This window comes from Rheinheimera sediminis, from assembly GCF_004005375.1.
In the GTDB taxonomy this organism is placed as follows: domain Bacteria; phylum Pseudomonadota; class Gammaproteobacteria; order Enterobacterales; family Alteromonadaceae; genus Pararheinheimera.
This window is the reverse complement of sequence record NZ_RZUF01000005.1, coordinates 174,465-193,277: the sequence shown is the minus strand read 5'-3', so window position 1 is coordinate 193,277 and position 18,813 is coordinate 174,465. Positions and strand designations below refer to the sequence as shown.

Sequence of the window (18,813 nt, the reverse complement as noted above, 5' to 3'; positions counted from 1 at the left end):
GGCATGGCGCGCATTATAGGGAGTTTTTGGCTGCGTGCAATACTCTTTTTAAGAAAACTTGCACTTTTGAGTGCGACAGCCTGAAATTCAATCGAACCGTGCTTTTTTTCAACATTTGTCGCATACTCCTGCAGCAGCAGAGGAAATTCTTATGTCATTAACTTCATATAAAGGTAAAACTCCACAGCTTGCTGACGGGGTTTATGTGCATCCATCGTCTGTTTTAGTTGGCGATATTCAAATTGGCCTTCATAGCAGTATCTGGCCCTTAGTAGCAGCACGGGGTGATGTGAACATTATCCGTATTGGTGAGCGTACTAATGTGCAGGATGGTTCTGTACTGCATGTATCGCGACCAACCACAAAGAACCCGGGCGGTTCTCCTCTTCTTATAGGAGACGATGTCACAGTCGGACATAAAGTGATGTTGCACGGCTGCCAGTTGGGAAACCGTATTCTGGTAGGTATGGGCGCTATAGTAATGGACGACGTGATAGTAGAAGACGATGTCATTATTGGTGCTGGTAGTTTGGTACCACCTGGCAAAAGATTAGAGTCTGGTTATCTCTATGTAGGCAGCCCGGTGAAACAAGCCAGGCCGCTGAATGAAGCAGAACGTAGTTTTCTGACTCAGTCTGCTATTAACTATGTGGTATTAAAAGATGAGTATCTGGCCGAGCCGTTAAGCTGAGCCATCCAGATACAAAACGCCATCCTCATTAAAGCGGTCTGCTTTGGCCGCTTCTTCTATTTGTTCTTCCCAATAAAAGCAGTCTTCTTTTATTTGCTCCAGCCAGCTTTGGTTATCCCAGCCTTGTGGCTTCTTTATATAAATACGTAACCGCATGCCTGCAGCTAAACAACTACAACTGACTGAATCTGTGTTTTCATCAAAAACGAAGTCATGATTAAAAATCAGTTGCTGGTTCATGCTTTCACCATAGCCGTCAGTTGTTGTAGTACTGGCGTGACATCAGGTTTTACGCCACGCCATATCGCAAAACTTTCAGCGGCCTGACTGACTAACATACCTAGACCATCAGCGCACTGAGGCACACCTTGTTGCTGACACCAGACCAGAAAAGCAGTCGGCTCTTTGCCATACAACATATCGTAGGCCAAGGTGCAGTGCTTAAGATTTTGTTCTGCTAACGGCGGTCTTTGCTGGTCAAGCCCGCTTGAAGTGGCATTGATCACCAGGCTCCATTTTTCAGGAGGAACTTGCTCATAACCTGATGCTGTGACTCTGCCATCAAACAGCGCGGCTATGGCTTCAGCTTTAGCTGCAGTTCTGTTGGCTATATGGATGTGCTTTACACCAGCAGCCAATAAAGGCCCGACTACACCACGACAAGCTCCACCAGCACCTAATACCAATATGAAAGCATCCTGAAGCTCTGCGCCTAGCCGGGTTAAATCGGTGACTAAACCTAAACCATCGGTGTTATCACCACAAAGTACACCGGCTTTATCTATATAAAGAGTGTTGACCGCACCAGCCTGCAAAGCTCGTTCACTGAGTTGTTCAGCCAACTGATAAGCCTGCTCTTTGAAAGGCACTGTGACATTGCCACCCCTGCCTCCCGCAGCGACAAAGCTAAACCAGCTGTCGGCAAAGGCGTCGACCGGTGCTAAAATGGCCTCGTAACTCAAAGCTTGTGCGGTTTGTTTGGCAAACCAGCTATGGATCAGCGGCGATTTTGAGTGCCCAACAGGATTTCCAAATACAGCGTAACGGTCCACAGGTTCACCATGAAAAAGTTGTTTGACGCGATTTTTAATAAAAGCCAGCCAAATAGCAAGCCACATCCGACTCCGGCGACCACGCCTTACGAGCTGATTGGCGGCGAAGCAGCAACACGGCGTCTGGCCGACAGATTCTACGACATTATGTCGACAGCACCAGAAGCCGCTGAATTGTATGCTATTCATCCTCTGCCTCTGGATACGATAAGGCAAAAGTTTTTTGAGTTTTTATCCGGCTGGTTGGGTGGCCCATCTTTGTTTGAAGAAAAATACGGTCATCCACGTTTGCGGATGCGCCATATGCCTTTTGCTGTGGATCAGCAGATGCGTGATCAGTGGATGTTTTGTATGGATAAAGCTTTGGCTGAAGTGGTAGAAGACAAGTTGTTGCGCCAGGGCTTAAGTCATTCGCTGGCGCAACTTGCTAGCCATATGATCAACAGATAAAAAGAAAGAGGCGCAGTGCAGCGCCTCTAGTTAATGATTAAGACCTAACCAATCTTGTGGTTGCAGATAACGCTGATATAATTTCGCTTCTGCACTTCCGGCTTCAGGCTGATAACCATATTGCCAGCGCACTAAAGGTGGCATCGACATCAAAATAGATTCGGTGCGACCGCCACTTTGCAAACCAAATAAAGTACCGCGGTCAAACACCAGATTAAACTCGACATAACGGCCACGGCGATACAATTGGAACTGGCGCTCTGCTTCCGAATAGGCTTTGTTTTTATTACGCTGCACTATAGGCACGTAAGCCTTAGTAAAGGCTTCACCTACTGCAGACATAAAAGCAAAACTCTGCTCAAAACCCGGCTCGTTTAAATCATCAAAAAACAAACCACCTACACCACGGGTTTCGTTGCGGTGCTTTAAGTAGAAATATTCATCGCACCATTTTTTGTATTTAGGGTAATAAGTGGCGTCAAAACCATCGCAACAGTCTTTGGCCACCTGATGCCAATGCACCACATCCGCTTCAACCGGATAAAAAGGTGTTAAATCAAAACCGCCACCGAACCACCAGACCGGTGCTTCACCTTCTTTTTCGGCGATAAAAAACCGTACATTGGCGTGACTGGTCGGGATATGTGGATTCAGTGGATGGATCACTAAAGACACGCCCATAGCTTCAAACTTACGCCCTGCCAATTCAGGCCGGTGCGCTGTGGCTGAAGCAGGCATCTTGTCGCCAAACACATGAGAGAAATTCACACCAGCTTGCTCAAATACAGCACCCTGAGTCAGTACACGGCTACGACCACCACCGCCTTCGGCTCTGTCCCAGCTTTCTTCTGCAAAGTCTGCAGCGCCATCAGCAGCGGCGAGCTCAGCACAAATGCTGTCCTGCAGTGCCATTAGAAAAGCTTTTACCTGATGTTTATCGACGTTTTGCATTTGCTTATCTCTTGATTCGCAGGCGGCTATTAACCCGCGCGATAAATATGGCCTGTACTAATATCTCGTATTTCTGACGGCACAGCACGCCCACCTGTGGGAGCATCGACTATGACAGCCACTTGACCCGCCAGTTGCTGCTGAACTTCGGCTGTGCTGCGACAGGGCTCAAGGCCAGATAAATTCGCACTGGTGGATGTAATAGGTTTACCAAAAGCCAAACATAACTGCTGCACCATAGGGTGATCACAAACCCGAATCGCAATGGAATCAAACTGACCTGTCAGCCAGTCACTGCAGCGAGTTGACGCTGGTACGACCCAAGTCACAGCAGCTTTATCTTTGACACCTGCACTGTCGCGCCATGAGTCCAACATCAGCTGAGTTTGTTCTGCACTGAGTGTGTCGGCTGCAATATAAGGAATCAACTGGGAAAAGTCTGCAGCTATTAAGATTAAGCCCTTGGATTTTGGCCTTTGTTTGACCTGCAACAAGCTTTCGATGGCCAAACTATTATCCGGGTCGCAACCGACACCAAACACAGCTTCGGTTGGGTAGGCAATGACCAAGCCTTGCTGCAGGGCCTTAACGGCAGACGAGATATCTGTCATTTTTCTGAGTCCTGTATCTAGGGTTTTTCGTCAAAAATGGTTCTGGTCGAGGCCAGAGTCTTCCCTGAAGCTACAGCTTCAATTACTTTGCGTATATAATAGCGGCCTTATTATGCCAGTTCTTTGCAGCTTTAAGGAAACAACGATGAAAGTAGGTATTATCATGGGGTCTAAATCTGATTGGCCCACAATGAAAAACGCGGCCGATATGTTAGATCGTTTTCAAATTGCCTATGAAACTACCGTTGTTTCAGCTCACAGAACTCCTCAACTTTTAGCCGACTACGCGACCAATGCCGCAGCTCGTGGTTTGAAAGTCATTATTGCCGGTGCAGGTGGTGCAGCGCATTTACCAGGTATGGCGGCGGCGTTTACCAGCCTGCCGGTATTAGGTGTGCCAGTGCAATCTAAAGCCTTAAAAGGTTTGGACTCCTTATTATCTATAGTACAAATGCCAAAAGGGGTTGCTGTAGGTACTCTTGCTATTGGTGATGCAGGTGCAGCCAATGCTGGCTTGTTAGCAGCACAAATTCTGGCGACCTCAGATGCAGAGCTGATGAGCAAAATTGATGCCTTCCGTAAAGAACAAACTGACTCTGTATTGGCTCACCCGAATCCAGCCGAGGAATAATTGATGAAGGTTCTGGTTTTAGGTGCTGGTCAACTGGCTCGTATGATGAGTCTGGCAGGTACTCCACTGAATTTAAAAGTCTCTGCTTATGATGTGAACAGCGACACTATTGTTGACCCTGTCACTCAGCAACAACTGGGCACAGGTCTGGCACAAGCTATCGCCAATGCCGATGTGATCACCTCAGAGTTTGAGCATATCCCCTATCCGGTGCAGGAGCTGTGTCAGCAAAGCGGTAAGTTTTTACCCAACAGCACGGCAATAAAAGCAGGTGGCGATCGCCGTCAGGAAAAACAACTGCTGGATAAAGCGGGCGTGACCAACGCTGCTTATAAAATTGTCGTGACTGAACAGGATTTTTATCAGGCGATTGAACAGCTGGGTTTACCACTAGTGCTGAAAAGCGCTTTGGCAGGTTATGACGGCAAAGGCCAATGGCGCTTAAAAACTCAGGCTGACTCGCAAGCGGTGTGGGCTGATATTGAACAGTTTATGGCAGGCGCCGACCATACTTTACCTCAAGCTATAGTGGCCGAGCAGTTTGTCCGTTTTGACCGTGAAGTCAGTTTAGTTGGAGCCCGTAATCAGGCTGGCGAAATGGTGGTCTACCCTCTGACAGAAAATCATCATGTTGCTGGTGTACTGGCGGTATCTCTGGCCTTACCTGGTCAGCAGGAATTGCAGCAACAAGCCAAGCAGATGTTTGAAGCTGTAGCAACTGCTTTAGATTATGTCGGTGTATTGGCTCTGGAGTTTTTTCAGGTGGGCAACCAACTGCTGGTGAATGAAATAGCACCGCGGGTGCATAACTCAGGGCACTGGACCCAGCAAGGTGCCGACACCTGTCAGTTTGAAAACCACCTAAGGGCTGTTTGTGGTTTGCCACTTGGTAGCACAGCTTTAGTACGCCCCACTTTGATGGTGAATATTCTGGGTGAAGATCATGTCAGCCCTGCAGTATTAAGCTTACCAAGCTGCCATTTGCACTGGTACGGCAAAGGCAAAAGACCGGGTCGCAAGATGGGCCATATCAATTTAAGCGCCATCAGCACCAGCGAACTGGCACAACGTTTTGATGTGCTGCGTCAACACTTACCGGAAGATGAGTTTCCTGAGTTGGATTTAGTAGCGGTACGCTTGAAACAACTGCAATAACAAATCTGCTGTTAACAAAAAAGGCCCTTGTGGGCCTTTTTTGTTTGCCATCAATGCTGGTACTGCACTTTAACTGCCCTGCACTTTCTGACATTTCTTACTGGCGCAGAGTAACTTCATACCAGAAGCCGAAGGTTTTTCCATCAACAATGGATAATTGCAGAACTGGCACTGCCCTTCGACCGGCTTAAAATTCAGCAGGTATTTGCAGTCCGGATATCTGCTGCAGCCATAAAAGGCTTTACCATATTTACTGGTACGCTCCAGCAACTGACCCTTTTTGCACTCAGGACAAGTTACATCACTGGGTTCAGGTTCATCGGCGTGCACTATAAAATGACAATGTGGATAGTTGCTACAACCAATAAACATGCCATAGCGACCATTTTTGACCGCCAACTCGTTGCCGCATTCTGGACAAAGTTGGTGCTCTAACACCTTTACCACTGTATTTTCATGCGGATGCAGCGCTTTCAGGTAATTGCAGACCGGATAGTTGCTACAGCCTAAAAAAGGTCCATTTTTGCCACTTTTAATCTGCAAAGTATGGCCACACAGAGGACAAGGCTCTGCGGTTTTTTCGTGTTGAAAAAGTGTATCGTCAGACTGGGACATACAAAGGCCATAGAAGAAAACAGCCGCGATTATATACCCAAAGTAATAGAGGCTTACAACGAAAAAGGCCGCTTAATGCAGCGGCCCTGTAGGTTCGTCAAAAATAAGGTCTTCCATCTGGGCATAAGCATTTTCACGACCAGGCACATTAAACAGCACCATCAACACCACCCATTTTAAATCGTCCAGGCTAACAGAACTCTGATCCAGGTCCATCACTCTGTCCAATACCATCTCGCGGGTGGGCGCATCCAGCACGTTGATTTGTTCCAGAAACAGCAGGAAACCCTGACACTCAGTCTCCAGCTTACGTTGCTCTTCCACAGTATAAATACGCACTGCGGTCGAATTCACTTTGGTTAAATAGGGCTTAACATGACTTTCCTGCAAGGCAGATAACGAATCCAGCCAACGCAGGGCCTTAAAAATATCATCATCATGGAAACCAGCTTTGCTGAGCTCACGCTGCAGATCGGCATGATTCACATAAATTTCTGACTCGTTGTGGATATAGTTTTCGAACAAATATATGAGGATATCAAACATAGTCAGGCCCTCCTCACTCTGATGTAACCACCAGGTACTGCTGCCACTTCACCGGCCAATTCCAGTTGAAGCAATTCAATTGAGACTTGCGCTACAGATAAACCACTACGTTCTGCTATCACATCAATCGCAGTGGACTCATCACCTACGTTAGCCAACAAGCTGTCGTCAAACAAGCCCGTTTGTAAATTTTTTTCTTTGTCCTTCACAGTACTTAGACTGTTATTTTGCAAAAAGCTCCATTCTTCTATGATATCGGCGACACAAGTGGTTAATTTAGCACCTTGCTGGATCAGCTGATGACAGCCTGCCGCCTGCGGATTGTAGATAGAACCAGGGATCACAAACAGCTCCCTGCTGTACTCAGCGGCATACCCTGCGCTAATCAGCGAACCACTTTTTAGCGCAGCCTCTACCACTAAAGTTCCTAAGCTTAAGCCTACCACTATACGATTGCGCAGCGGGAAATGGTCAGCTTTAGGCTGTACATCAGGTAAAAACTCCGACACCAAAGCGCCGCTGCTGGCAATTTCTGCTGCCAACTCTTTATGCTGCGCCGGATACACAGTATCAAAACCATGGCCAAGCACAGCTATAGTGTTGCCCCGCACTGACAAAGCACCTCTGTGACTGCAGCCATCTATGCCTTTGGCCATACCGCTGGTGATGGTTAAACCCAAACGGCATAAATCGGCGGCAAAATTAAAAGCCACTTGTTTGCCTGTTGCTGTGGGCTGACGACTACCCACTATTGCAATCTGCGCTTCATTTAACAAAGCCGGGTTACCTTTAATAAACAAAGCAAAAGGCGGCTGTTTAATCTGGCTGAGTAATTCAGGGTAAAGCGGGTCTGTGTAGCGGATAAAATGATGATCGGGGCTAATTTGTAACCACTGCAGGCAATGCTCAATACGCTGCGGCGTGATGGCTCTGTGACACTGGATTTGGCCAAGGGTAAAACCCAGCTGCTGCAGCTGGTAATCATCCAGTTGATGAAAATCTGCGCTCGAAACCAGCTCCACCCATTGCTGATGCTTTAGCCTGTCCATTGACGGAATAGCGGCTAAGCGGATCCAATGCTCGAGGTCGTCCATCTTCCTCTCCTTTATCAGAACATCAGAGATTACCTATTAAATCACCGACCCTAACAGACTGCTCTGTACGTAAAATCATAGCGAAACAGCTGAATTCGTCCACTTTGACAATCATCAGCTGTCCCACTAATTCGGTAGACATTGCATCAGCAGAACCGACCATATCATGTAAAACTCTCTGCTGCTTGTCGCTATCTTCCGGATACGGAGGTTTATTACCAAAATCGACAGCTGAAGGTGATTGGCGAAATATTCCCAGCAAGTGACCAGGTTGCAGCTGAGCGTTCTGGCCTTGATTCAGCAGTACGATTTCGCCTTTGGCAAACTCACGCCTCTGGGATAAGCTATCCACTATCACACCAGACACCAAAACTTCTGGCAAGTGCAGTTGAAAGAATTCCGGATACAACGACTGCTGCGGCATAGGCAATAAGCGATCACCTTGCCTTACTTCCCGTCTGGATTTTTGCACTTCAATCCGACTGACTTGTTGTTCGCCTGCAACAACAGGCGATAACACTTTAACTTCCGCCAGCAATACCGCTTCATAACCCATCAGAACGCCACTTTGTGGGTCTTTATAAGCTGCTCCTTGCCGATAAATGCCATAACGCTGAGTTTGATCTAGCGCTCCCTTAACATAAAGCACATGACCAGATACGGCATTTTTCACATTCTGCGGTCCACCCAGCACATAAGGCAGGTTTTCGAGTTGTTGTTCAGAGAACAACTGCCCTTCCGATAAGAAAGGCTCGATATCAGCAAGCGCTATTGCAGGCAATGCTTTATCAGCTTTTGCGATACGGCGGATTTGAGGTGTTAATTTGATGCTGTCTGAACCTGCGGAATGGCCTGGCACCTGAGCTGAACCTGCGGAACTGACAGCTACTCTTTGACTAGTTAACCCCAGTGTCGGCTGACCACCCTGGTAAATCAGAGGAGGGTTACTCACTTGTGGGTTTAGCTCCCATAAGCCTGGCCACCAGAGGTGTTGCAAATGCAGACCAGCAGTGCCAGCAGGCTGGACTTGATACAAGGTAGACGCATCAGCCTTAAGTTTCAGCTCGTCAGCCAGCAGAATAGTACTGAAAAACATAGAGAAGTTGACTAAAATAGTAAGAAGCTGCTGTCGCATAACACCATCCCCTTCTGTACTTGCAGTAATTCTTGCACACTAAGCTATTCATACTGTGTATAAATGGCTAAAATTAGACCATAGCACAGCCAATTGAACATAGACGACTTTTGTAGGTTCCATGACAGTATTAACAGTTTTACATTATCCAGACGACCGTTTACGCACAGTAGCCGCTGCTGTGCCTGAAGTGACGGCCGAAATAAAGCAACTGACAGCAGATATGCTGGAAACCATGTATGACGAAAATGGTATAGGTTTAGCCGCCACCCAGGTCAATGTGCATAAGCGCGTTGTCGTGATCGATATCTCAGAAAACCGCGACGAGCCGATGATTTTTATCAATCCGGAAATCATTGCCAAAAGTGGTGACACTGAATACGAAGAAGGCTGTTTGTCCGTGCCGCAAAGCTACGCCAAAGTAGAGCGCGCTGCAGCTGTGACCGTCAAAGCGCAAAACACCAAAGGCGAGTGGTTTGAACTTCAGGCCGAAGGTTTACTAGCGATTTGTTTACAGCACGAGCTCGACCATTTAATGGGCAAGTTATTTATCGATTATTTGTCACCGTTAAAACGTGACCGTATTAAGAAAAAGCTGGAAAAAGAAGCTCGCCTCGCAGCCCGTTAACCTAGCAGGAACTATTTTGACCACTCCTTTACGTATTATCTTTGCGGGCACACCAGATTTTGCTGCCCGCCATCTCGCCGCCCTGCTGGATTCTCCTCATCAGGTGATTGCCGTCTACAGTCAACCCGACCGGCCTGCAGGTCGTGGTCATCAATTACAACAAAGCCCGGTGAAACAACTGGCGCTGCAACACGATATTCCGGTGTATCAGCCAAAGTCGTTAAAAAAAGCCGCAGCTCAACAAGAACTGGCGGCGTTAAATGCCGATCTGATGATAGTGGTGGCTTATGGTCTGATCCTGCCTCAAGCTGTACTCGACGCACCACGTTTAGGTTGTATTAATGTGCATGGCTCCTTGTTACCACGCTGGCGTGGTGCAGCGCCAATTCAACGCGCCATTTGGGCAGGTGATGCTGAATCCGGCGTGACTATTATGCAGATGGATATAGGCCTGGATACAGGCGCTATGCTGAGTAAGGTCAGCACGCCTATAGCTGTGGATGAAACCAGCACCAGCTTATACGACAAACTGGCGTTAACAGGCCCAGTCGCATTGGTAGAAGCTTTAGCAAATCTGGAAGCACTGCAAGCTCAAGCTCAGCCACAGCAGGATGAGCTGGCCAACTACGCCGAAAAGCTGTCGAAAGAAGAAGCTTTGCTCGATTTCAGCAAACCAGCCATAGCGCTTGAACGCGAAATCCGGGCTTTTAACCCCTGGCCTATCAGTTATCTGCAATTGGGCGCTCAGCAGCTGAAAATCTGGCGCGCCGTCACAGAGCCTGGTTCTGGTTTAGCTGGCCAAGTCTTGCGGGTTGATAAAAAAGGCATCGCCATTCAAACTTCCGATGGCGTATTGGTGATCACCGAATTACAACCTGCCGGTAAAAAAGCCATGAAAGTGATGGATTTCCTCAATGGCCGCGCTGACTGGTTTCAGCCAGGCCAGATGCTGACTAATGCTGACGGGCAGAGCTGATGAGTAAAAATTTACGCGCTCTGGCGGCAACAGCCTGTTATCAGGTGGTGGATCAGGGTAAGTCCTTGTCCGAAGTGTTGCATAAAGCTCAGATTGAGCTGGACTCGCCTTTAGATAAAGCCCTGCTGCAGGAAATCTGTTTTGGCGTGATGCGCTATTTGCCTCAGCTGGAAACTGTCTGTCAGAAACTGATGGATAAACCGCTGGTCAAACATCTGCGCCCGCTGCAGTTTTTAATTTACGTCGGTTTGTATCAGCTGAAATTTTTACGGGTACCAGACCATGCCGCCATAGGCGAAACCGTAGAAGCGGCCCGTGAATTAAAAGGCCAAAGCCTGACAGGTTTAATTAACGCCGTATTACGTTCAGTGCAGCGTAAACCTGAAGTGTTTGATTTTCAGGATGCGCCTTTACCAGTCCAGTACAACCACCCAAGCTGGATCATCACCCAGCTGCAACAGGCTTATCCTGAGCAGTGGCAGCAAATACTGGGGGAAAATCAGCAAAAAGCGCCTTTATGGCTGCGGGTAAATCAGCTACGAACCACACCCGAAGCTTATCTGGCCGCTCTTGCTGCCGAAGGTATAGCCGCCAGTCAGCCTTTTGCTTATTTACCTTGTGCTTTGCTGCTGGAACAAGCCTCTGATGTGACCTTATTACCAGGTTATGCTGATGGCTGGTTTTCAGTACAAGATGGCGCAGCTCAACATGCGGCGTATTTCCTGGGAGCCCGCAATAAAGATTCGGTATTAGATGCCTGTTGCGCTCCTGGTGGCAAAACCTGCCATATTCTGGAACTGGCACCAGAGGCCGATGTATTAGCACTGGATAAAGACCCACGCCGTTTAGACAGGGTGTATGACAATCTCGACCGTTTAGGCTTAGATGCCCGTGTGATGGCCGCTGACGCTGCAGACCCGGATGACTGGGCAGGTTTTCAAACCTTTGACCGTATATTGTTGGATGTGCCTTGTTCGGCCACTGGCGTGATCCGCCGTCATCCGGATATTCGCTGGTTACGGAAAAAAACCGACATAGCGCCATTAGTCGAGTTGCAGCAACAGATTCTGCGTAAGATATGGCCTTTGTTAAAACCAGACGCTGAATTGTTGTATGCCACCTGCTCTGTACTGCCGGAAGAAAATCTGCAACAAATCCAAGCCTTTTTGACCGACCATGCAGATGCGAAATTAATCCCGTTGGCCGACAGTCACCCGGATTTGCACTGGCAGATTTTGCCCGGCCAGCAGCAGATGGATGGTTTCTTTTATGCCAAACTTCGCAAGACAAAGCGGTAACGCAGAGGCTTTATGAAAATTATCATTCTGGGTGCAGGTCAGGTCGGTGGCACTTTAGCGGAAAACCTGGTCGGTGAACAAAACGACATTACTGTCGTCGACACCAATATTGAAAAGCTACGCGCCCTGCAAGACAGATACGATTTGCAGGTAGTGCATGGCCATAGCGCGCATCCGGATATTTTAAAACGTGCCGGCGCTGAAGATGCCGATATGATTATTGCGGTCACCAGCAGCGACGAAGTGAATATTGTTGCTTGTCAGGTCGCCTACAGTATTTTCAATACGCCGCTGAAAATTGCCCGTATCCGTACCAATCAGTATCTGAAATACCGCGATCAGTTGTTTAACAAAGACGATATGCCGGTTGATCACTTTATTTCCCCTGAGACCCTGGTCACCGACTATATCAAACGCCTGATTGACTACCCTGGCGCTTTGCAGGTGGTGGAATTTGCTGAAGGCCGCGTCAGCTTAGTAGCGGTAAAAGCCTATTACGGTGGTTTGCTGGTAGGCCATGCCTTATCGACCTTAAAACAGCATATGCCGCATGTGGATGCCCGTGTTGCCGCTATTTACCGTCGTGGCCACGCCATTAAGCCTTTAGGCACTACGGTCATTGAAGCAGATGATGAAGTGTTTTTTGTCGCTGCCACTAAACACATCCGCGCTGTGATGAGCGAGCTGCAAAAGCTGGAGAAAAGCTACCACCGCATTATGATCGCAGGTGGCGGTAACGTCGGTTATGGTTTGGCCCGCGCTTTAGAGAAAAACCATAGCGTGAAGCTGATCGAACGCAGCAAGGAGCGCGCCGAATTTCTGTCCAGCGCCTTGGACAATACAGTGGTTTATATTGGCGACGCTTCAGACCCAGAGCTGCTGGAAGAAGAAAACATCGAGCAAGTCGATGTGTTTTTAGCCGTTACCAATGATGATGAAGCCAATATTATGTCGGCCATGCTAGCCAAACGTATGGGCGCACAAAAAACCATGGTACTGATTAAACGCGGTGCTTATGTAGATTTGCTGCAAGGCGGCGAAGTAGATATAGCAGTATCACCACAACAAGCGACTATTTCAGCTTTGCTGACCCATATTCGTCGTGGTGACATAGTGAACGTTTACTCACTGCGCAGAGGCGCTGCCGAAGCTATTGAAGCTGTAGCTCACGGCGATAAATCGACATCCAAAGTAGTAGGTCAGGCCATAGGCCAGATTAAACTGCCACCAGGTGCGACCATAGGCGCCATAGTGCGTGGTGATGAAGTATTAATAGCCCACGATAACGTAGTGATAGAAACTGACGATCATGTGATTTTATTTTTGGTGGATAAAAAGTACATCACCGAAGTGGAACGCTTATTCCAGGTTAGCGCGATATTTATTTAATACAGATCGGCTCTTGTATCTGACCGTCTAATGACAACACAAGGGCCTGGACAAGCCGCGGCCCCTACAATCCAACCAGAACATGGATTAACACCTATTGTGGTAAAAAAACCGTAGGGGCGGGTCTTGCACCAGCCCGTCTAGAATTTCAATCTTAAACTACAAAGATCTAATCCTTCCAAAACGCCGCAGTAAACAGTACTAACAGCGTAAAAATCTCTAAACGTCCAAAGATCATCGCCACTACTAAAATCCACTTGCCTGCATCGGGCACTGAGGCAAAGTTGGCGGCAACTTCACCCAATCCCGGGCCTAAGTTATTTAAACAGGCTGCTGTGGCGGTAAAGGCGCTGATATTGTCCATGCCCACCAACAACAGCAACAACATAATGACCACAAACACCAGGGTATAAGCCGCAAAAAAGCCCCAAACCGCTTCCACTATCCGATCCGGCACAGGCCGCCGCCCAAGCTTGATGGAATACACAGCCCGTGGATGCACTAAGCGGTTTAGCTCCCTTTTACCTTGCAGGAATAACAGCAACACCCTGACTACTTTTAAACCACCGGCAGTCGAACCTGCACAACCACCGATAAAGCTGGCGAAAATCAGCAAAATAGGCAAAAACAAAGGCCAGCTGGAAAAGCTTGCAGTGGAGAAACCTGCAGTAGTCGACATAGACACGGCCTGAAACAGACCGTGGTTCAGCGCGCTGAGCCAGTCCGGATAAATTTGCTCTTCCAAAAGCACCAAAAAACATATCAGCATCAACGCCAACTGGATCACCATAAAAGCTTTTAGCTCAGGGTCACGCCAGTAGGTTTTGATATTTTTGCCCCTCACAGCCGCAAAATGCAGTGGGAAGTTCACTGAACTGATCAGCAAAAACACAACACAAATCATATTAATACTGACGCTGTTAAAGTAACCAATGCTGGCGTCGTAAGTAGAAAAACCACCGATGGCCACTGTGGAAAAGGCATGACAAATGGCATCAAAAGCACTCATACCCGCTATATAAAAAGACAAAGCGCAGGCTATGGTTATGCCTAAATAAATAAACCACAGATGCTTGGCTGTATCTGCAATACGAGGCGTCATTTTGTTATCTTTGACCGGGCCCGGAGTTTCAGCCCTATACAACTGCATACCACCCACCCCTAACATCGGCAGAATAGCCACAGCTAGAACAATAATCCCCATACCACCAAACCACTGCATTTGCTGGCGGTAATACAAAATAGCTTTGGGCAGACTTTCTAACCCGGTTAAGACTGTAGCGCCCGTGGTAGTTAAGCCTGAAAAAGACTCAAACATACTGGCAGCCAGATTCATATCAGGTTTATCTGCCAGCCAGAAGGGCAAAGCACCAACAGCCCCTAACACTGTCCAGAACAACACTACTATTAAAAAGCCCTCCCGAACTTTCAGTTCAGACTTTTCATTGCGGTTGGGATACCAGACGACAAATCCTATCAATAGCGACAGAAAAAATGACAAGAGAAAGGGTACACCAGCGCCATCCTGATACCAATAGGCGATAAAGGCAGGCGGTAACATGGTGATACTAAAGATGGCAACCAACAGGCCTAAAATCCGGATAATAGAACGGTATTGCATCAGGAGCCCTGTTCTGCGTTGTGATGCCAGATAATGCTGGCCTGAAGTTCTTTTAGTCTGAGTATGGTCTGCATAAACTGCTGTTCAAATTCCTGTTGATCGCTTTGAGCGATACGCACTGTTAAGCGCACTTGCTGGTCAAACTCTTGTTGTTCAATCAGCCAGCGGTTCTGCCATAACCGCTGCATAGTTTCAAAAGCCGCATAAGACAAACATAAATCTGCCTGGTGCCTTATAGGTATAAATTCGCGTTGTGCCGACAACAAAGCCTGCCGTACCGCGTCACTGTAAGCACGAACTAAACCGCCAGTGCCCAGCTGAACGCCGCCATAATAACGCACTACGCTGGCACAAATCCCCACCATGCCAGAGCCTTGCAATACGGCCAGCATAGGTTTACCCGCTGTGCCAGATGGTTCACCATCATCACTGAATGCTTGAGGCTGACCTGTTGGGCCAGCTGGCAATAGCATAGCACTGCAGACGTGGGCTGCCTGCGGATGTTGCTGTTTTTGCTGACGAATCACTTGTTGGCCTTCGGTCAGGTTTTGTATTGGCCATAAAGTGCATAAAAACCTGCTGCGTTTGATCTCCGTTTCAGACGAAGCTGTTTTAGCCAACACCCACCAGCCGGACATCAAAATACCTTAAGCCAGCTTCAGATCACGAGTCATATTTTCATTGCGGTCTTTGTGCACTATGACGTTATCTTCAATACGAATACCGCCGTATTTACGGAATTCAGCCACTTTGTCCCAGTTCACCGCTTTGCCATGAGCTGTTTCTTTTAAATCAGCAAGCAAGGAATCAATAAAATACAAACCAGGCTCTATGGTAAAAACCATATTGGCCTCGACCAGACGAGTGGTACGCAGGAATGGATGATCTGCAGGAGCTGCCACATGAGTACCCCGTTCATCCGCCATAAAACCACCGACATCATGTACCTGTAACCCCAAGTGATGACCTAAGCCATGCGGGAAGAAAGTACGGCTGATACCGGATTCCAGGATGCCCTCTGCGGACATCTGTACAAAATTAAAGTCAGCCAGAACCTGAGCTATATATTGATGCGCTTCGATATGTAAATCCGGATACTTGATGCCGGGTTTTAAACCAGCAACCAGCTTCAGCTCCACGTCCGTCATCGCATTAATCAGCGCTGCAAACTCGTCATTTAAATAACTGTAAGTACGGGTAATATCAGCGGCATAACCATGAAAGCTGGCACCAGCGTCTATTAAAAACGAATGAAACTGGTTCGGCTTATTCCGCTCCAAGGCTGTGTAATGCAAGATGGCCGCATTTTGGTTCAGCGCTATGATATTGCCATAAGGTACTTCGTTTTCGCCCTGCCCCACAGCAGCCAGATAAGCCAGCTGAATATCAAACTCTGATCCACCGGCCATAAAAGTAGCTTTCGCCGCACTATGCCCGGCTACCGCAAGGCTATTCGCCTGACGCATACAAGCCAGCTCATAGTCGGTTTTATAAGCGCGGTGATAATGCAGATAACTGATCACGCCTTCAGGGTTAATCTCGCTAAAACCCAAAGCATTAGCCACTTCAATATGTTCGCCCAGATAAGCCATACGGCCTTTGTCATAAGGCAAAACATGTTCAACCTGATTGGCTTTTTCCAGAATCTGAATATCAAAAAAACCAGACCAGAACGAATCAGGAGCATCCGGCACTTTATGCCAGAAATCTTTTGGCAGATAAAAAGCCAGCTTAGGTTTATTCACACCGTCTACGATCAGCCAGCAATTTGGGTTATCTACTACCGGGATCCAGGCTTTAAACAATGGATTTACTTTAAAAGGATAATCCATATCGTCGAGGAACTGGCGTTTTGCCTGGCCAGAGTGGATCACCAAAGCGTCCAAATTCTCGCGGGCTAATACAGCTTTAGTGCGTTGCTGCAACGCAAATAAATGAGCGGCATAAAGTTCTTGATAAGCTGGACGCATAAATTCAAATTCCGTTATTTATTACTAAAAACCATTAAAATCAACTTAGTGTACCATGAAGGCTTAGCCTTCTATCCCTATCCTCATCTCGGCCAGGGGTTCGAAAATACGCTGATTTTTCTGCATTTTTAAACTATAGACCTGATAATACATCATGACGTTTTTGACATAATCACGGGTTTCTTTAAAAGGAATAGTTTCCACCCATATATCCAGAGGTACTGAACCATCTTTAGGGATCCAGGATTTTACTCTGCTAAAACCGGCATTGTAGGACGCAGTAGCAAATACCACATTATTGCCGGTATGTTTCATCAAATAATTCAGATAGTAAGTACCATAGTTGATATTGGTAACCGGATTATACAACTGCTCCACTGGCACTTTACGCCCGGTAATATGTTTGGCCGTCGCTGGCATAATTTGCATCAGACCATGAGCGCCAACAGGAGACTTCGCAGTTGGTATAAAAGTACTTTCACGCCGTGCTATGGCCATAGCCCAAGCCGGGTCAACTTTGGCTTTTTTGGAATAGGTTTGAATTTCTTTGTTATAGGCCATAGGAAAACGTAAATCGACATCATCCCAGTATTCAGCTTTAGCCAGCGCTACTATAGCGTTGTCGTACCAGCCCAGTTCAAAAGCCAGTTTAGCTGCACTGTATTTTTGCAAATCGCTGCCGTATTGCTGTAAATGCGTCAACTCACGTTTAGCCGCATTGGGTCTTTTAATGGCTTGCCATTCTTTCATTCGGCGAATAGGGGCACTACTTTTAAAAGCTAAAAAATCAGTTTCGGATACAGGCACTGGTTTGTGTGCCAGACTAGGGGCCAGCCCCACATGGGCAGCAGCCAGATAGCCATAATAACTGCGCTTTTTCGCCAGTTGCTGATAAATATGAGTGGAGGATTCCTTTAGATCGACCTGCAGATAAGCACGGGCTAACCAATATTGGTTGGCATCATCTTTGGCTAACTCTTCCGGCAAGGCCTTCACGGCTTCAATCACGGCGTACCAGTCTTTTTTACGCAGCAAAGTCGCCAGTTTCCACTGCACAAAAAGACTGTCTTTGTATTCAGCCGGCACTATATTAATAAACTTCTCAGCGCGAGGATCATTTTTACTGGCCAGAGCTATAGCTATCTGTCGCGCTGTGACAGCACGGTTTTCGTTGCTGAACGCAGGGTCGTGAGCAAAACGTTCCCAGACCGTTATAGCTTGATCAGGCTTTTTCCAGACCAACTTTTGTATACCGTAAGCTGCTAAATCCCGCTCCAGCGGGCTGCGTAACGGCAGGAAGTTTTTACGGTACACCAAAGCCGGATTATCCATCACCTGCACCCATTTTTCTGCCAAATACTGTTGATTTTTAGGCAATAAGCTGCGCAAGTAAGGCAACATTCGCTGATTATCTGCGTTCACTGCTGCCAACACTCGCTGCCAGACAGCTTCTGGTGTGCGCTGACCCGCTTTGCGCCAGCGGTCAAAGAGGGGATCACATTCATCTGGTCTTGATTTGCCTACAGCCCATAGGCCTCGCACAGCAGGCCACACAGCAGCAGGCTTTTCTAGAACCAGCCGCATTTCCAGCGCCTGGCAATCCAGCACTACATCTGAGCCATACTGATAATTTTTCAGAAATAACTGCGCTTGTTTACGATCGGCCAGATACATCAGCCAGCGTTTACGTAAAGTACGCTCCAATGGTGTGCCTTGATGCTCCTGCATAAAACGTACAACAGCATTGGTGTCATCCAGCGATTTACTCAGCCACTCCAGCTCCAGATAAGGCTGCAGCGGGTAAGTTTCCATTTCTTTTAATACTTTTTTGGCCTGAGTTTCGGTCAGCTTGTGAATGTTATCTTCAGCTAAAGCAAAACGCTTACGCATGCCTTCATTGATGGCATGAGCGGGAAAAACCAGGGACACAGCGGCTGTTGTCAGTAACCAGAGCGATGGACGGAAAACAGAGCAGAATCGCCACATACAAATTTTTACCA

20 protein-coding genes are annotated in these 18,813 nt (G+C 47.6%); 8 read left to right on the top strand and 12 right to left on the bottom strand.

Annotated elements, in window-relative coordinates; translation table 11 throughout:
* Nucleotides 1-151 precede the first annotated feature (151 nt).
* Entirely contained in the window at nt 152-691 is a 540-nt protein-coding gene (locus EMM73_RS05055; protein WP_127685366.1) for a gamma carbonic anhydrase family protein, read from the top strand.
* Here EMM73_RS05055 and EMM73_RS05050 read toward each other — a convergent pair.
* A complete protein-coding gene (locus tag EMM73_RS05050; RefSeq protein ID WP_127685365.1) occupies nt 683-931 on the bottom strand; it encodes a DUF1488 domain-containing protein in 249 nt (82 codons plus the stop codon). The genes EMM73_RS05055 and EMM73_RS05050 overlap by 9 nt on opposite strands.
* A complete protein-coding gene (gene aroE, locus EMM73_RS05045) occupies nt 928-1,743 on the bottom strand; it encodes a shikimate dehydrogenase (RefSeq protein ID WP_127685364.1) in 816 nt (271 codons plus the stop codon). Before aroE ends, EMM73_RS05050 begins: the two co-directional genes overlap by 4 nt.
* Before the next feature lie 9 nt (nt 1,744-1,752).
* Between aroE and EMM73_RS05040 the strand changes: the two genes are divergently transcribed.
* Nucleotides 1,753-2,193, top strand: a complete 441-nt coding sequence (locus tag EMM73_RS05040; RefSeq protein WP_127685363.1) for a group II truncated hemoglobin — start codon at nt 1,753-1,755, stop codon at nt 2,191-2,193.
* A 30-nt stretch (nt 2,194-2,223) separates the two neighbouring features.
* Here the strand turns inward: EMM73_RS05040 and hemF are convergent, their stop codons facing one another.
* Nucleotides 2,224-3,144, bottom strand: a complete 921-nt coding sequence (gene hemF / locus EMM73_RS05035) for an oxygen-dependent coproporphyrinogen oxidase (protein ID WP_127685362.1) — start codon at nt 3,142-3,144, stop codon at nt 2,224-2,226.
* 29 nt (nt 3,145-3,173) lie between these two features.
* Nucleotides 3,174-3,755 (bottom strand): Sua5/YciO/YrdC/YwlC family protein, encoded by a 582-nt coding sequence (locus EMM73_RS05030; protein WP_127685361.1) that lies wholly within the window; start codon nt 3,753-3,755, stop codon nt 3,174-3,176.
* Nucleotides 3,756-3,900: 145 nt separating this feature from the next.
* Here EMM73_RS05030 and purE point away from each other — a divergent pair, with 145 nt between their 5' ends.
* Complete coding sequence (purE, locus tag EMM73_RS05025; RefSeq protein ID WP_127685360.1) at nt 3,901-4,386, top strand: 5-(carboxyamino)imidazole ribonucleotide mutase; 486 nt, start codon at nt 3,901-3,903, stop codon at nt 4,384-4,386.
* A 3-nt stretch (nt 4,387-4,389) separates the two neighbouring features.
* Complete coding sequence (locus EMM73_RS05020) at nt 4,390-5,541, top strand: 5-(carboxyamino)imidazole ribonucleotide synthase (RefSeq protein WP_127685359.1); 1,152 nt, start codon at nt 4,390-4,392, stop codon at nt 5,539-5,541.
* Between the two features lie 69 nt (nt 5,542-5,610).
* Here EMM73_RS05020 and EMM73_RS05015 read toward each other — a convergent pair whose 3' ends face one another.
* From EMM73_RS05015 to EMM73_RS05000, 4 genes are all read right to left on the bottom strand, one after another.
* Nucleotides 5,611-6,156, bottom strand: a complete 546-nt coding sequence (locus tag EMM73_RS05015) for a DNA topoisomerase family protein (protein WP_127685358.1) — start codon at nt 6,154-6,156, stop codon at nt 5,611-5,613.
* A gap of 72 nt (nt 6,157-6,228) precedes the next feature.
* Nucleotides 6,229-6,702, bottom strand: a complete 474-nt coding sequence (locus EMM73_RS05010; RefSeq protein ID WP_046519776.1) for a DUF494 family protein — start codon at nt 6,700-6,702, stop codon at nt 6,229-6,231.
* 2 nt (nt 6,703-6,704) lie between these two features.
* On the bottom strand, nt 6,705-7,796 hold the full coding sequence (gene dprA, locus EMM73_RS05005) for a DNA-processing protein DprA (protein WP_127685357.1): 1,092 nt from the start codon (nt 7,794-7,796) through the stop codon (nt 6,705-6,707).
* A gap of 22 nt (nt 7,797-7,818) precedes the next feature.
* On the bottom strand, nt 7,819-8,931 hold the full coding sequence (locus tag EMM73_RS05000; protein ID WP_127685356.1) for a peptidoglycan-binding protein: 1,113 nt from the start codon (nt 8,929-8,931) through the stop codon (nt 7,819-7,821).
* 121 nt (nt 8,932-9,052) lie between these two features.
* Between EMM73_RS05000 and def the strand changes: the two genes are divergently transcribed.
* Genes def through trkA form a run of 4 tightly spaced genes read left to right on the top strand, consistent with a single transcriptional unit; the run spans nt 9,053 to nt 13,222 of the window.
* The gene (gene def, locus EMM73_RS04995) at nt 9,053-9,559 is read left to right on the top strand and encodes a peptide deformylase (protein ID WP_127685355.1); all 507 of its coding nucleotides are present in this window, start codon (nt 9,053-9,055) and stop codon (nt 9,557-9,559) included.
* A gap of 16 nt (nt 9,560-9,575) precedes the next feature.
* A complete protein-coding gene (fmt, locus tag EMM73_RS04990; protein WP_127685354.1) occupies nt 9,576-10,535 on the top strand; it encodes a methionyl-tRNA formyltransferase in 960 nt (319 codons plus the stop codon).
* Nucleotides 10,535-11,833: a 16S rRNA (cytosine(967)-C(5))-methyltransferase RsmB gene (gene rsmB, locus EMM73_RS04985; protein WP_127685353.1), complete on the top strand. Its 1,299-nt coding sequence runs from the start codon at nt 10,535-10,537 to the stop codon at nt 11,831-11,833. The genes fmt and rsmB overlap by 1 nt, the downstream gene beginning before the upstream one ends.
* A 12-nt stretch (nt 11,834-11,845) precedes the next feature.
* Nucleotides 11,846-13,222, top strand: a complete 1,377-nt coding sequence (gene trkA / locus EMM73_RS04980) for a Trk system potassium transporter TrkA (RefSeq protein ID WP_127685352.1) — start codon at nt 11,846-11,848, stop codon at nt 13,220-13,222.
* A 169-nt stretch (nt 13,223-13,391) separates the two neighbouring features.
* Here trkA and EMM73_RS04975 read toward each other — a convergent pair whose 3' ends face one another.
* The 4 genes from EMM73_RS04975 to EMM73_RS04960 all read right to left on the bottom strand — a co-directional run bounded on the left by EMM73_RS04975 (nt 13,392) and on the right by EMM73_RS04960 (nt 18,799).
* Nucleotides 13,392-14,843 carry a TrkH family potassium uptake protein gene (locus EMM73_RS04975; protein ID WP_127685351.1) on the bottom strand — a complete coding sequence of 484 codons (1,452 nt, stop codon included), beginning with the start codon at nt 14,841-14,843 and terminating at the stop codon, nt 13,392-13,394.
* Complete coding sequence (locus EMM73_RS04970; RefSeq protein ID WP_127685350.1) at nt 14,843-15,481, bottom strand: IMPACT family protein; 639 nt, start codon at nt 15,479-15,481, stop codon at nt 14,843-14,845. The genes EMM73_RS04975 and EMM73_RS04970 overlap by 1 nt, the downstream gene beginning before the upstream one ends.
* A 9-nt stretch (nt 15,482-15,490) precedes the next feature.
* Nucleotides 15,491-16,813 carry a Xaa-Pro dipeptidase gene (gene pepQ, locus EMM73_RS04965; RefSeq protein WP_127685349.1) on the bottom strand — a complete coding sequence of 441 codons (1,323 nt, stop codon included), beginning with the start codon at nt 16,811-16,813 and terminating at the stop codon, nt 15,491-15,493.
* 63 nt (nt 16,814-16,876) lie between these two features.
* Complete coding sequence (locus EMM73_RS04960) at nt 16,877-18,799, bottom strand: transglycosylase SLT domain-containing protein (RefSeq protein WP_127685348.1); 1,923 nt, start codon at nt 18,797-18,799, stop codon at nt 16,877-16,879.
* Between the last annotated feature and the right edge of the window lie 14 nt (nt 18,800-18,813).

Coding starts and splice junctions, on each gene's coding strand:
- EMM73_RS04975 (WP_127685351.1), bottom strand. CDS start 14,843: ATGCAATACCGTTCTATTATCCGGATTTTAGGCCTGTTGGTTGCCATC.
- EMM73_RS05010 (WP_046519776.1), bottom strand. CDS start 6,702: ATGTTTGATATCCTCATATATTTGTTCGAAAACTATATCCACAACGAG.
- EMM73_RS05020 (WP_127685359.1), top strand. CDS start 4,390: ATGAAGGTTCTGGTTTTAGGTGCTGGTCAACTGGCTCGTATGATGAGT.
- dprA (WP_127685357.1), bottom strand. CDS start 7,796: ATGGACGACCTCGAGCATTGGATCCGCTTAGCCGCTATTCCGTCAATG.
- EMM73_RS04960 (WP_127685348.1), bottom strand. CDS start 18,799: ATGTGGCGATTCTGCTCTGTTTTCCGTCCATCGCTCTGGTTACTGACA.
- trkA (WP_127685352.1), top strand. CDS start 11,846: ATGAAAATTATCATTCTGGGTGCAGGTCAGGTCGGTGGCACTTTAGCG.
- EMM73_RS05000 (WP_127685356.1), bottom strand. CDS start 8,931: ATGCGACAGCAGCTTCTTACTATTTTAGTCAACTTCTCTATGTTTTTC.
- hemF (WP_127685362.1), bottom strand. CDS start 3,144: ATGCAAAACGTCGATAAACATCAGGTAAAAGCTTTTCTAATGGCACTG.
- rsmB (WP_127685353.1), top strand. CDS start 10,535: ATGAGTAAAAATTTACGCGCTCTGGCGGCAACAGCCTGTTATCAGGTG.
- EMM73_RS05050 (WP_127685365.1), bottom strand. CDS start 931: ATGAACCAGCAACTGATTTTTAATCATGACTTCGTTTTTGATGAAAAC.
- EMM73_RS05040 (WP_127685363.1), top strand. CDS start 1,753: ATGAAAAAGTTGTTTGACGCGATTTTTAATAAAAGCCAGCCAAATAGC.
- pepQ (WP_127685349.1), bottom strand. CDS start 16,813: ATGCGTCCAGCTTATCAAGAACTTTATGCCGCTCATTTATTTGCGTTG.
- EMM73_RS05055 (WP_127685366.1), top strand. CDS start 152: ATGTCATTAACTTCATATAAAGGTAAAACTCCACAGCTTGCTGACGGG.
- def (WP_127685355.1), top strand. CDS start 9,053: ATGACAGTATTAACAGTTTTACATTATCCAGACGACCGTTTACGCACA.
- EMM73_RS04970 (WP_127685350.1), bottom strand. CDS start 15,481: ATGTCCGGCTGGTGGGTGTTGGCTAAAACAGCTTCGTCTGAAACGGAG.
- purE (WP_127685360.1), top strand. CDS start 3,901: ATGAAAGTAGGTATTATCATGGGGTCTAAATCTGATTGGCCCACAATG.
- EMM73_RS05030 (WP_127685361.1), bottom strand. CDS start 3,755: ATGACAGATATCTCGTCTGCCGTTAAGGCCCTGCAGCAAGGCTTGGTC.
- EMM73_RS05015 (WP_127685358.1), bottom strand. CDS start 6,156: ATGTCCCAGTCTGACGATACACTTTTTCAACACGAAAAAACCGCAGAG.